The organism is Pontibacter mangrovi, assembly GCF_006385705.1.
Taxonomy (GTDB): domain Bacteria; phylum Bacteroidota; class Bacteroidia; order Cytophagales; family Hymenobacteraceae; genus Pontibacter; species Pontibacter mangrovi.
In genome coordinates, this window is sequence record NZ_VFRQ01000002.1 from 369808 (window position 1) to 382466 (window position 12659).

Genomic DNA, 12659 nt, shown 5'->3' on the forward strand with positions numbered 1-12659 from the left:
ATAAAGATTAGGTAGCTTTAGCTTTACAGCCGGTGTAAATTTAAACTTTTAGAAGGATACTTTGTAAATTATGGCCAATATTAATGATCGTGGCTTGGAGCGGGAACTGCAGTTTCAGGCATCGCGGAGCGGCGGGGCCGGAGGGCAGAACGTGAATAAGGTAAACACCAAGGTAGAGCTGCGGTTTCAGGTGGAGAACTCGGAGCTACTGACGGAGGAGGAGAAGGCGCTGGTGCAGGAGAAGCTGGGCAGCCGCATAAACAGCGAAGGTTACCTGCAGGTGGTGTGCCAAACCGAGCGCAGCCAGCTGCAGAACAAGGAGCTCTGCGTAGCGCGGTTTTATGAGCTGCTGCGGCAGGCGCTAACCCGCCAGAAAAAGCGCAAAGCCACCAAGCCCACGCGGGCCAGTGTGCGCCGCCGCCTGGAGGGCAAGAAAAAACAGGCCGATAAAAAGGCCAGCCGTGGTTTCCGCGGCGATTTTTAACTAAAATTGCAGGCACTACAGCCACCGCTGCCGCGTTAGGTAAGAAATTTGCAGCGGCACCACCCAACCATTCACCCTTGTTTATGACGAAGAGACTACTCTTGCTGATGCTCTTGATCGGCGGACTAAGTATAACTGCCCAGGCACAAAAATATAGAACGGCGGCGGGCGTGCGCCTGGAGAGCGACCGGTTTGGCCTGAGCCTGCAGCAGAAGTTACACGAGAAAGGCACCATAGAAGGCATTGTGCAGATTGGCGCCCGCGAGTACAGCGGCACCGCCTTGTATGAGTGGCACCGCCCCATCCTGGGCAAGCGTTTTAACTATTACCTGGGTGCCGGCGGGCATATCGGCAACCTGAAAGACAGCGGCGTTTTTACGGGTGTGGACGCCATACTGGGCATAGAGTATAAAGTTAACGGGCTGCCGTTCCTGCTCTCCGCCGACGTGAAGCCAGCCGTCCACATCAACCACGACGACTGGGTGCACCTTTCCTCCGGCGTATCTATACGCTATGTTATACTTAAAGAGAAAAAGGAGAAAAAACGGCTGTGGCCTTTCGGTAAAAAAGCGGACGGCAACGACAGGGACAAGCGAAAGCGTCAGTCAAAAGAATCAGATAAACCCCGCATTCTGGACATCTTCAAGAAAAAGGATAACTGATGGTTTATACTTTAGTTGGCCGCTTTGCTATGCCGGTCGCAGGTGGGGGTGGCCCCCGGCCTCAGCCTAACTGGCAAGTATAGGCTGAGGCTGTGAGGCGGTAGCGGGTGCTGTAGCCAGCCACTGCTGCCGTGCTGCCACCAGGGCTGGCACCTCAGCGGCAGGCTTTAGGTTCTCCCACATGTCTTTGCAGGCCAGGTAGAAGCCAATCAGCATAACAACTATCAGAAGCACAGTTTTCATCTTATACTTGTTTTTGAGATTATACTTTAAACCAAGGATCAGGCACGTGGGGCAACTACTTCTACAACTGGCAACAGGTTGGGCTGGTTCTTGTACTGGTTCAGTTCCAGGCGGGCGCTTACCTGCTCCATGTCGGCGGCAGATTTTTTAATAGTGGCGCCCAGGGCAAGAAGAATAACGAAGATTAGGAGTACGATTTTCATGGTTTTATTTTGTTAGATATTGGATATTTGGTTCTTGTGCGGAATCAGACTTAAAGGGCCGGAGCGATAATCTCTACCTCTGGCAACAGGTTAGGATAGCTTTTATACTCGTTTAGCTCCAGGCGTTTCTGAACTTCTTTCTGCTCGGTGGCCGACTTCTTAATAGAAGCGCCCATGCCAGTCATTATTGCGAGGATTAGGATCACGATTTTCATAGTAGTAGGTTTTAAGCTGGTTATTAGTTTCTTATCGTTTCTGATCTAATAGATAGCGCCTTAACACAAATGGTTGCTTGGGGTAGCTATAATTTTTTTTATTTCTGATTGGCTTAATACATTTTGTGTGCCACATTATGTAATGTACTGATTATCAATCACTTAAATACTAAAACTCATTATATAATGTAGAAAAAACTGTCCGGTGCCGAACAGCAAAGTGTACGCCACCGAACAGTTTTTTCAGCGGCCTGTGCAGCCCCGGCTGTTCCTCCTAAAAAACAACCTGAAACAGCGCTCCGGTAAGTATAAACCTGGGCTCCGCTTCATCATCAAAAAAGGAAGTATACTTTGCAGCCCAGGCCAAACGATGGCCGCTGCATCAACCCGCCTCCGCATTCTAAAGTATAAGGAGGTAATTATTGTGTAAACGTATCTATGACACCAGTAAAAGGAAAGCTGATTGCACTTGGGGGCGGTGATGACGAAAGCCTTATAAAGCTCATCAAATCGGAGGTTTGCAGCTTAACCTCGCGGATAGAAGTGATCGCGACGGCCACACCCGAGGCTTCGGATGCGATTAAGTCGGGCTTGGCCTACAAGAGAGCCTTTGAGGAGATGGGCTGCAGCAACGCACACTTTATGCGCATAGACGAAGGCCACCCCACCGACTCCCCTGAAAACCTTGCCCGCATCAGCCAGGCCGATGTAGTGTTTTTTACCGGCGGCGACCAGGTACGGCTCGCCAGTTTCCTGAGCGACACGGAGCTGCTGCGCCTGATGCGCTACCGCTACCAGAACGAGAACATTATTGTATCGGGTACTAGCGCTGGCGCCGCCATCATGTCTGACAGCATGATTTACGACGGCTACGGGCATTACTCCCTGATAAAAGGCGAGATGAAAACAACCCAGGGCGGCGCCTTTATCCAAAATGTTTACATAGATACGCACTTTGCCGAGCGGGGCCGCTTTGGCCGCCTGGCCCACGCCGTAGCCCACGACCCGCATTATGTAGGCATTGGCCTGAGCGAGGAAACGGGCATCATCATAAACGAGGGCGACCAGGTAGAGGTGTTCGGGCCGGGCGTGGTAACCATTATTGATGCCAGCGAAATGCGTTTCTGCAATACCCGGGAGGTAGAGGAAAACGAGCCCATTGCCGTAGAAAACCTGAAAATGCACTTGCTGGTGCACGGCTACCGCTACTGCCTGCGCGAGCGCATCTTCCAGGCAGTGCCACAGGAGCCGGGAAAAGCTGTGGTGTAAAGCTGGTTTGCTGCCGCATCCTAATCTTCTTTTTGAGCATACCGCCATGCTGCTTGAGGGCAGTGCTATAACATGGAAAAGGCCAGCTACAAACTGGCCTCCTGGTCGGCTCGCAAGTCATACTTTTTATACTTCCGCAGTAGAAATCAAGTATAAGCTAGGCTGGCTACTCCCTTTCCCTTTACTTCCGTTCTTCCTGCTGCAGCTCTAGGTTGATGGCTACGCCAGCCTTGGCGCCTTCCGCAGCGGCCACCACTACCATTTGCATATCGCGGGCGGCATCGCCGGCCACAAAAAGCCCCGGAATGTTGGAGTGCTGCAGCCGTTTGGTTTTGATAACGCCCTTGCTGGTAAACTCGCAGCCCAGCTGCTGCCCCAGATCCGATTGCTGGCTCATGCCCAACGAAAAGAACATGGCCTGCTGCGGCCGCTTCTCGCCGTTGTGCAGCACAATGTACTCCAGCATGCCGTCTCCATCGCCCTCCAGGCGCACGATCTTCTCTTTCTGCACTTTTACGCCGTTACGCTCTAGCTGCTCCAGGTCTTCGCGGCGCAGGCTGTCGGTGCCATCAGTATACAGGGTCACGTCATCGCTCCAGTTTTTCATGGCCAGTGCCTGGCCAATGCCTTTGCGCTCGGGGCCATACACGGCAATGGCTTTGTCGCGGCTCTCCCAGCCATCGCAGTAAGGACAATGGTGTATACTTTTGCCGTACATTTCCTCCATACCCTCCAGCTCAGGAAGCGTGTCCTTTAGGCCGGTGGCCAGCAGCAGCTTGCGCGAGCGGTATACTTTTTCGTGTTCATCGTTTACCACAAATTCGCCTTTGGTGTAGGTGGCGGTCTTCACCGCAACGTTTACCAGCTCCACGCCATACTTATCCAGCTCTGCGCGTCCTTTATCCAGAAACTCGCGGGGGTTCATGCCGTCGCTGGATAGGAAACCGTTCATTTGCCGGGCCCAGCGGTTGCGGGGCTTACCGCTATCCAGCACAATAACTTTGCGCCGCGAGCGGCCCAGGAGCATGGCGGCGTTTAGCCCAGCCGGGCCTCCGCCAATTATAATCACATCGTACATTTAGTTTACTTTCAGTTCAGGAGCTTTTTAACGAAAGTCCGCGAAATAGGATAGGCCCCGGCTTATACTTTGTCAGCAAAAACTATATGCCACATCAGCAGAAGCAGCCTCCAAAAAGCGGCCTGTAAGGTAGCCTTGGCCTACGGCACAACTGTTTTTCGACTCATCTTTAAAAATATTTGAAAATACATTGACAGCCGCTGTAATAAGCATATATTTGTTTAGAGCAATTATCTCCCTACAATAACTAATTAGACTTTATGAAAAGCAGAATTCTAGCCTTACTCGGTGGCACGCTTCTTTCGGCGTCGGCTATGGCCGGAGGTTACCAGGTAAACCTGGCCAGCCAGCGGCAGATAGGTATGGGCCACACTGGTACTGGTATCCAAACGGGCACATCCAGCATCTTCTTTAACCCGGGTGCCATGAGCTACCTGCAGGAAAACGGCGTGACGATAGGTGCAAGCGCACTTTTCTCTAAGATTGCTTATTCAGCGCCGGAGAGCAACGAGGTTACCGCCAGAACCGACAACCCTGTGGGCACACCTTTCCAGGTTTATGCTGTATACAAGATCAACGATAAACTGGCCGCCGGACTGGGCGTGTATACTCCGTTTGGCAGCACGGCCAAGTGGGGCCAAGAGTGGAGTGGCCGCTTTGGCCTGGAGGAGCTGTCGCTTTCTGCCATATACTTCCAGCCTACTTTGAGCTATGCCATCACCGATAAGATTGGCATTGGTGCCGGTCTTACCTACGTGAAAGGCCAGGTAAACCTGCAGCGCGGCATTCCGGTGCAGGACGAGGCCGGCAATTATGGCCGTGCCGAACTGGACGGCGACGGAACAAGCGTTGGCTACAACCTGGGCATTTACATTAAGCCGTCCGAGAAGCTGTCCTTAGGTATCAACTACCGTTCTAGAGTAGACGTGGATGTGGAAGAAGGCGATGCGACCTTCACTGTGGCTCCGTCGCTGAAGTCTCGCTTCCCGGATACAAAGTTCGCTGCTACCCTGCCCTTGCCGGCCACCCTGTCGGTTGGTTTAGGTTTTATGCCTACAGAGGCCCTGACGCTTGCTGTTGATGTGAGCCGCGTGGAATGGAGCGCTTACGAGAGCTTGCGCTTTGATTACGCAGATGCTATAAATGGCAGCAATTTTTCGGAGAACGACCGTAATTACGAGGATGCTTACATCTACCGCATTGGTGCAGAGTATAAAGCTACAGAGGCCCTGGCCCTTCGCGCCGGTGCTTACTACGACGGCTCTCCTGTACAGGACGGCTACCTGACGCCAGAAACGCCGGACTCTGACTCACGCGGCCTTTCGGTTGGCTTGGGCTACAGCGTATCCAACAACATCAAGCTGGATGCTTCCTTCCTGTACATCAACAAAAAAGAGCGTACCGATGCTTCTGACAAATCAGGAGGTATCGCCGGTACTTATAAGGCGGTGGCCTACATCCCTGGTCTTGCTTTAACTTATAATTTCTAATTCCTGACGAATATGAAAAACTTGTTCTATAAAACCGGTACGCTGGCTCTTTTTGCTGGTGCGCTCCTTGCCAGCTGCGAGCCTGATATCGACACCCCTTCGTCTAGCGCGGGCACAGCTGATTTTTCAACATACATTGCTGTGGGTAACTCGCTTACAGCTGGCTATGCCGATGGTGGCTTATACCGCTCTGGGCAGCTAAACTCTTATCCCGCTATACTTGCAGAGCAGTTTGCCAAAGTTGGCGGAGGAGAGTTTAAACAGCCGCTCTTTACTGAGGCACAGAAAAACGGATCAGGCTATTTAAGCTTTAAAGGCTTTGATGCGAGCGGCTTACCGATTTTAGAGCCCGTTACAACGGAACTGGCCGTGCGTGGCATGGGCCTAGATGGCAAAACGCCGCTTTACACAGCTTATGAAGAGCCTGTAAACAACCTAGGCGTGCCGGGAATAAGAATGGTAGACGCTAAGACCGCAGGGTATGGCTTTAATAACCCAGCTGGCTTCAACCCATTCTATGAGCGCCTGATTGGTGATGACCTGACTCCTTCAGGGGCATTGTTGCCTTATGTGAACTATGTGGATGCGACAAACCCTACGTTTTTCACGATGTGGCTAGGCAACAACGATGTGTTGGGGTTTGCAACTTCTGGCGGCGTAGCCCCAATCTCAGATGCTGATAAGTTTCAGGAGAACCTGGATGCCATGATCAATGCGCTGGTAGGGGATAGCGAGGCCGAAGGGGTAGTTATTAATATTCCTGACGTAACGGGTGTACCTTTCTTTACAACCAAAGCAACGGCCAACCTGATGCAGATGGCAGCCGCTGCAGGAACAAAGCTTTATATAACTGCTGCTAACGGGCAGGTACGCGAAGCAGCTGCGACAGACTACGTGCTCCTTACCTCTACGGTAGGCACACCAGAGCAGGTTGGTCCTCAGACGGTCCCTCACGGCTTTAGCCCTTACAACCCGCTCAAGAACAACGAGGTGCTGGACGGCGAAGAGGTAACAGCTGCACAGAATGCTATAGCTACCTTCAACGGCAAGTTAAAAGCCGCTGCGGATGCAAATAACCTGGCTTTTGTAGACATGAACGCCTTCTTTAACTCTGTGAAGATGAAGGACAACATGCCGCAGCTTACACTGAACAACGTTGCGTACACGCCTGCATTCATCACAGGCAACCTGTTCTCGTTGGATGGCGTGCACCTGACACCGCGTGGTTATGCGATAGTGGCAAACGAGATTATTCGTAACATCAATGCAAAGTATGGAGCTTCCATTCCTGCAGTTGATGAGACAAAGTATAATGCCGTACTTTTCCCTGGCCTTCAGTAACAGGCTAGCTAAAGTATAAAACAACAAAAAAGCACCTCCCGCAAGAGGTGCTTTTTTGTTTGTGGAGTAGGTCTATCTTAGGTGCCTTTACTAGAAACATTTGCGCTGCAAGGCTGCAGTTCTTCAGCATCAGACATTCGCAGGAGCTGCGCACACTGCGAGGTCTTTCTTTAGTAGATCCTTAATGCGCCTCCAGCCAGTTATCGCCAACACCGAGGCCAACTTCCATCGGCACGCTCAGCGGCAGCGCGTTGGTCATTAGCTCCACGATCTTCGGCGTCACGATCTCTATCTCCTCCTTCGGGGCATCGAACAAAAGTTCGTCATGCACCTGCAGGATCATGCGGGTCTGCAGCTTCTCCTGGCGCAGGTAATCATGTATGTGGATCATCGCGATCTTGATGATATCGGCAGCGGTGCCCTGAATAGGCGCGTTGATGGCGTTTCGCTCGGCAAAGGCGCGGATGGTTTGGTTGCGCGAGTTAATGTCGCGGAGGTAGCGGCGGCGCCCCAGCTTTGTTTCGGCGTACTCTAGTTCACGGGCCTTTTCAATGGTGCTGTCCATGTACTCCTTCACCGCCGGAAACTCCTGGAAGTATGCCTCAATGATATCAGCGGCCTCGCGGCGCGGAATACCCAGGCGCTCAGCCAAACCAAAAGCCGAGATACCGTAGATGATACCGAAGTTCACCGTTTTGGCCTTGCGGCGCATCTCGCCGTCCACCTGCTCCAGCGGCACATGAAACACTTTGCTGGCCGTGGAGGCGTGGATATCGAGCCCGTTCTTAAAGGCTTCCTTCATGGTGGGGTCACCGCTGAAATCAGCCATGATGCGCAGCTCTATCTGCGAATAATCGGCAGAGATGATCTGGTGCTTTTTATCGCGGGCCACAAAAGCCTTGCGTATCTCTCGCCCGCGCTCCGTCCGGATCGGGATGTTCTGCAGGTTCGGGTTGGTAGAGCTGAGGCGGCCGGTGGCGGTAACGGCCTGGTTAAACGACGTATGCACGCGCCCGTCCAGCTCACACACCAGCTGCGGCAGCGCATCGATGTACGTAGACTTCAGCTTAGTGAGTTGGCGGTGGTCCAGTATAAGCCGCACGATCTCGTGCTCCGGCGCCAGCTTCGCCAATATTTCCTCGCCGGTGGCATATTGCCCGGTTTTTGTTTTTTTGATCTTGGATTTGCCGTGCAGCTCCAGTTTATCGAACAGAACCTCACCCAGCTGCTTTGGGGAGCCAATGTTGAACTGCACACCGGCTATTTCAAAAATGCGTTTCTCTATGTTGATGATCTCGCTCTCAAGTTGAGCGGAGTAATCAGCCAGGGCATCGGTGTCTATACTGACGCCTTCGTTTTCCACGTCGGCCAGCACCTGCACCAGCGGGTTCTCTATGTCGCGGAACAGCCTCATCAAGCCCTGCTCCTGCAGCAGCGGCTCAAAGTATAGCTTCAGGCGCAGCGTAATGTCGGCATCCTCGCAGGCATAATCCTTTACCTCCTCCGGCTCCAGGTCGGCCATGGTTTTCTGGTTCTTGCCTCTCGGCCCGATCAGGTCGGTGATAGGCACCGGGCTGTAGTTGAGGTAGGTTTCGGCCAGCACGTCCATGTTGTGGCGCATCTCGGGCTCCAGCAGGTAGTGCGCCAGCATCGTATCAAAAATCGGCCCCTGCACCTCCAGGTTATACTTCTTCAGCACCAGGATGTCATACTTGATGTTCTGGCCCACCTTGGCAATGTTCGGGTTCTCCAGCACCGGCCTGAACTCATCGATTATACTTTGCGCCTCCTTTACATCATCCTGCGGCACCGGCACATAGTAGGCCTCGCCGGGGCGGTAGCAGAACGACATGCCCACCAGCCTGGCGGTGATCGGGTCTATGCCCGTCGTTTCCGTATCCCAGGAAATCTCATCCTGCTTTAAAAGATACTGCAGCAGGTTCTGGCGCAGCTCCGGTGTGTTGATGAGGTGGTAGTCCTGCAGCGTGGTTTTCATACTTTGCATCGTAGCCGGCACGGCCTCTTCGGCGGCTACAGCTTCTTCGGTGGCGGCAGGAGCGCCAAAAAGCGATGTCTGGTTGGCAGCGGCGGCTTTGCCTCGTTTAGCGCCTCTGGCAGCAGGGGCGGCTGTAGCAGCCTCGCCCAGGCTCTTGCCCAGCACACGCTGCGTCAGCTGCCGGAACTCCAGCTCGGCGAACAGTTCAGTTACCTGCTCCTCGTTGGGGCCGTCGTAGTGCAGGCCTTTCTCGCTAAACTCGATCGGCACATTGCAGTGTATCGTGGCCAGCTCTTTCGACATCATCCCCTGGTCGGCAAACTTCTCCACGTTCTCCTTCTGCTTGCCCTTTAGCTGGTCAGTGTTGGCCAGCAGGTTCTCTACAGAGCCAAAGCGCTGGATCAGGCTTTTAGCGGTTTTCTCGCCGATGCCCGGGATGCCCGGAATGTTGTCCACGGCGTCGCCCTGCAGGCCAAGTATATCAATTACCTGCTCTACGCGCTCAATTTCCCACTTCTCCAGCACCTTCTGCACATCCCATACGTCGATGGCGTTGCCCATAAAGGCGGGCTTGTAGAGGAAGATGTGGTCCGTTACGAGCTGGCAGTAGTCCTTGTCCGGCGTCATCATGTATACATCAAAGCCTGCTTTCTCGGCTTTCTGCGCCAGCGTACCGATGATGTCGTCGGCCTCATACCCATCCATGATCAGCACCGGAATGTTAAAGGCCTCTACAATTTTTTTGCAGTAAGGTATGGCAATGGAGATATCCTCCGGCTGGGCCTGCCGGTTGGCTTTATAGTCGGCGAAGTTATCGTGGCGGAAGGTTTTGGCCGCGGAGTCGAAGGCTACGCCGATGTGCGTGGGCTTCTCTTTTTGCAGCACCTCCACCAGCGTGTTGGTAAAGCCGAGGGCAGCGCCTGTGTTCATGCCTTTGGAGTTGATGCGCGGGTTCTTGCTGAAGGCAAAGTGGGCGCGGTAGATCAGTGCCAGGGCATCTAACAGGAAAAGTTTCTTTCGTGGTTCGCTCATGGGGCTAATTTAGTCAATTTCGGGCTAATGCGCGGCAAAGCGCCCGCACCAACACCGCGATTTATACTTTAACCGCAGCAGCCGGGTTTGGTTGGCCTGCCACTGCCCCTGTTCGGATACAGCCTGCAGGCGCCGTTCCTCACAGTGTAGAAAGTATCAACAGGCAGGCCGAGGCAAGCGCGAGATTAATAAATTTTACTTAACACTGATTACCAAGCTGTTATAAACTAATTTCACTTTTGGCACAGTTATCTCAAGTAGGGATGGCAGAACAGAATGAAATTCTAAACTAAACTAGACCATGAAAAAAGTAACTGTATTAGCATTCGCCTTCGCGGCGTTCGGACTTATATCAACAGAAGCAACAGCACAGACACAGAACAACTCAGCTACGCAGCAGCAGGAGCAGGGCCAAATGCAAGGCCAGCAGATGCAAGGCCAGCAGGATGCCGGCAAGCAGAAGATAACCCAGGAAGAGCTTCCGGAGGGTGTGAAGCAGGCGCTGCAGAACGATGCGCTGAAGGATTGGCAGGTAAGCGAAGTATTTAAAGTTGCCCCTGACGCAGCTGCAGGCGCTGAAGCAAAGCCAACTTACGAAGTATACTTTACGAATGCCGAGCAGAAGCAGGCCGTTGCCCGTTTCGACGAGACTGGTAAGCCAGTAGCTCAGGCTGCGGAAGCCGGTGCCGAGCAATAAGCAATCAGAAGTAATTAAACCCAAACAATAGACATAAAGCAAAATAAGCTATGAAAAAAGTTAGTGTTTTAGCCGTAGCGCTGGCATTTGCCGGCTTTACAGCCCAAGCCCAGGAAACGGCGACACAGCCAGACCCACAAGCTGCCCAGCAGGAGCAGGCACAAGGCAAGCAGAAAATTACTGTACAGGAACTACCGGATGCCGTGAAAAAATCGGTGAGCGGTGATGCGTACAAAGACCTGACAGTAGGGGAGGTGCACAAAGTAGAGGCCACTGAGGCCGGTGCGCCAGCCACTTACGAAGTACAGTTTTTGGATGCCAATGCACAGCCTACCGTAGTTCGTTTCGACGAGACTGGTAAGAAAGTAGAGGGTTAGCGTATAGGCGACGTAAAGCACATATTATAAACTGCACAACAGCCCCCGTAGCATTACGGGGGCTGTTGTGTTTTATGCGCGCCGAAAAAAGAGTAAATTGGGGCAAACTAAGCCAGCTAGAACAATAAGCTGTTTAAAAACGTTATGTAGTTGCTTCCTGCGCACACCCGGCAGGCAGTAACACGGAGATTCCATTATGCCTAAGATACTTCTGATAGATGACGATCCAGCTTTTTGCCTGATGCTCAGGAGCTTTCTGCAGCGCCAGCAGTACGAGGTAGCTACTGCCTATACTGCCGGCGACGGCCTGCGCCACCTTAAAGCCTCAGACTTTGACCTCATCCTGACAGACTTCCGCCTACCCGACAAGGACGGGCTGGAGCTCCTGTCCCAGATTCGTGTGCTGACGCAGGACGTGCCTGTTATCCTGATGACCACCTACGCCGACATCCGCACAGCTGTGAAAGCCATTAAGATGGGCGCCTTTGAATACATCACCAAGCCTATCAACCCTGATGAGACGCTGCTGGTTATACAGAACGCCCTGAGCAGGAAGCATGAGCCGGAGCCAGCGGCAACAACTACGGCACAGGCTGGCAGCCTACAGTTTGTGCGCGGGCAAAGCCAGCAGGCCGAGCAGATCGAGGAGTTTATTAGCTTGGTTGCCCCTACTAACCTTTCGGTGATTATAGAGGGCGAGAGCGGCACCGGCAAAGAGTATGTGGCCCGCATGATACACCAGCAGAGCAAGCGCCAGGACAAGCCTTTTGTGGCCATAGACTGCGGTGCCCTGTCGAAGGAGCTGGCAGGCAGCGAGTTGTTTGGCTACGTGAAAGGTGCCTTTACGGGCGCCATGAAAGACAAGGAGGGCCAGTTTGAGGCGGCCAACGGCGGCACTTTGTTTCTGGATGAAATCGGTAACCTGCCTTACGAGGTGCAGGTAAAGCTGCTGCGCGCGCTGCAGGAGCGAAAAGTAAGAAAAATAGGCAGCACAGCCGATCAGGATGTGGATGTGCGCGTTTTGGCGGCCACCAACGAGGACCTGGTGCAGGCTGTTTCGAACGGGCAGTTCCGCGAAGACCTGTATCACCGCCTGAACGAGTTTAAGATAAACATACCGGCCCTGCGCGAACGCGACGGGGATGTACTGCTGTTTGCCAACCATTTTCTGCAGCAGGCTAACCACGAACTGGAGAAGCAGGTGCAAGGCTTTGACGCCGATGCAGAAAGCACGCTGCTAAAGTATAACTGGCCCGGAAACCTGCGTGAGCTCAAGAATGTGGTGAAGCGGGCGGTACTGCTGTCTAAATCGGAGTTTGTGACGCTACGGGAGCTCCCTTCCGAAATTACCCACTACATGCCTGCTCCGCCGCAGCCCGCCACAGCCTCCTTCTCCGCCGATAACCCGATGGATACGGACTTGAAAAGTATAAACGAGCGCACCGAGCGGGAAATGATCCTGACGATGCTGGAGCGCGTAAAGTATAACAAGTCTAAAGCGGCGCGCCTGCTGAACATCGACCGCAAAACACTCTACAACAAACTGAAGCTCTACAACATAGAGGCGTAACC

14 protein-coding genes are annotated in these 12659 nt (G+C 53.1%); 9 read left to right on the forward strand and 5 right to left on the reverse strand.

Going from position 1 to position 12659, the window contains the following annotated elements:
* Positions 1–70 precede the first annotated feature (70 nt).
* Positions 71–484, forward strand: a complete 414-nt coding sequence (arfB, locus tag FJM65_RS05215) for an alternative ribosome rescue aminoacyl-tRNA hydrolase ArfB (protein WP_140620131.1) — start codon at positions 71–73, stop codon at positions 482–484.
* Between the two features lie 83 nt (positions 485–567).
* Positions 568–1146, forward strand: coding sequence for a hypothetical protein (locus FJM65_RS05220; RefSeq protein ID WP_181163644.1), 579 nt, complete (start codon positions 568–570; stop codon positions 1144–1146).
* A 66-nt stretch (positions 1147–1212) separates the two neighbouring features.
* Here FJM65_RS05220 and FJM65_RS21160 read toward each other — a convergent pair whose 3' ends face one another.
* Genes FJM65_RS21160 through FJM65_RS21170 form a run of 3 tightly spaced genes read right to left on the reverse strand, consistent with a single transcriptional unit; the run spans position 1213 to position 1807 of the window.
* A complete protein-coding gene (locus FJM65_RS21160) occupies positions 1213–1389 on the reverse strand; it encodes a hypothetical protein (protein WP_181163645.1) in 177 nt (58 codons plus the stop codon).
* 38 nt (positions 1390–1427) lie between these two features.
* Entirely contained in the window at positions 1428–1592 is a 165-nt protein-coding gene (locus FJM65_RS21165) for a hypothetical protein (protein ID WP_181163646.1), read from the reverse strand.
* 50 nt (positions 1593–1642) lie between these two features.
* Positions 1643–1807, reverse strand: a complete 165-nt coding sequence (locus FJM65_RS21170; protein ID WP_181163647.1) for a hypothetical protein — start codon at positions 1805–1807, stop codon at positions 1643–1645.
* A gap of 205 nt (positions 1808–2012) precedes the next feature.
* On the opposite strand from FJM65_RS21170, the gene FJM65_RS05225 reads away from it, so the two are divergent.
* Positions 2013–2237 carry a hypothetical protein gene (locus FJM65_RS05225; protein WP_140620133.1) on the forward strand — a complete coding sequence of 75 codons (225 nt, stop codon included), beginning with the start codon at positions 2013–2015 and terminating at the stop codon, positions 2235–2237.
* 8 nt (positions 2238–2245) lie between these two features.
* On the forward strand, positions 2246–3076 hold the full coding sequence (locus FJM65_RS05230; protein WP_140620135.1) for a cyanophycinase: 831 nt from the start codon (positions 2246–2248) through the stop codon (positions 3074–3076).
* A 181-nt stretch (positions 3077–3257) separates the two neighbouring features.
* Here FJM65_RS05230 and FJM65_RS05235 read toward each other — a convergent pair whose 3' ends face one another.
* On the reverse strand, positions 3258–4154 hold the full coding sequence (locus tag FJM65_RS05235; protein WP_140620137.1) for an NAD(P)/FAD-dependent oxidoreductase: 897 nt from the start codon (positions 4152–4154) through the stop codon (positions 3258–3260).
* 260 nt (positions 4155–4414) lie between these two features.
* On the opposite strand from FJM65_RS05235, the gene FJM65_RS05240 reads away from it, so the two are divergent.
* Together FJM65_RS05240 and FJM65_RS05245 are read left to right on the forward strand one after the other, a co-directional pair.
* A complete protein-coding gene (locus tag FJM65_RS05240) occupies positions 4415–5644 on the forward strand; it encodes an OmpP1/FadL family transporter (protein WP_140620139.1) in 1230 nt (409 codons plus the stop codon).
* Positions 5645–5656: 12 nt separating this feature from the next.
* Positions 5657–6985, forward strand: coding sequence for an SGNH/GDSL hydrolase family protein (locus FJM65_RS05245; RefSeq protein WP_140620141.1), 1329 nt, complete (start codon positions 5657–5659; stop codon positions 6983–6985).
* A 181-nt stretch (positions 6986–7166) separates the two neighbouring features.
* Here the strand turns inward: FJM65_RS05245 and polA are convergent, their stop codons facing one another.
* On the reverse strand, positions 7167–10013 hold the full coding sequence (gene polA / locus FJM65_RS05250) for a DNA polymerase I (protein ID WP_140620144.1): 2847 nt from the start codon (positions 10011–10013) through the stop codon (positions 7167–7169).
* Positions 10014–10314: 301 nt separating this feature from the next.
* Here polA and FJM65_RS05255 point away from each other — a divergent pair, with 301 nt between their 5' ends.
* From FJM65_RS05255 to FJM65_RS05265, 3 genes are all read left to right on the forward strand, one after another.
* Positions 10315–10710, forward strand: a complete 396-nt coding sequence (locus FJM65_RS05255; protein WP_140620146.1) for a hypothetical protein — start codon at positions 10315–10317, stop codon at positions 10708–10710.
* A 50-nt stretch (positions 10711–10760) separates the two neighbouring features.
* Positions 10761–11087, forward strand: coding sequence for a hypothetical protein (locus tag FJM65_RS05260; protein ID WP_140620148.1), 327 nt, complete (start codon positions 10761–10763; stop codon positions 11085–11087).
* Positions 11088–11283: 196 nt separating this feature from the next.
* On the forward strand, positions 11284–12657 hold the full coding sequence (locus FJM65_RS05265; RefSeq protein ID WP_140620150.1) for a sigma-54-dependent transcriptional regulator: 1374 nt from the start codon (positions 11284–11286) through the stop codon (positions 12655–12657).
* Positions 12658–12659 lie beyond the last annotated feature (2 nt).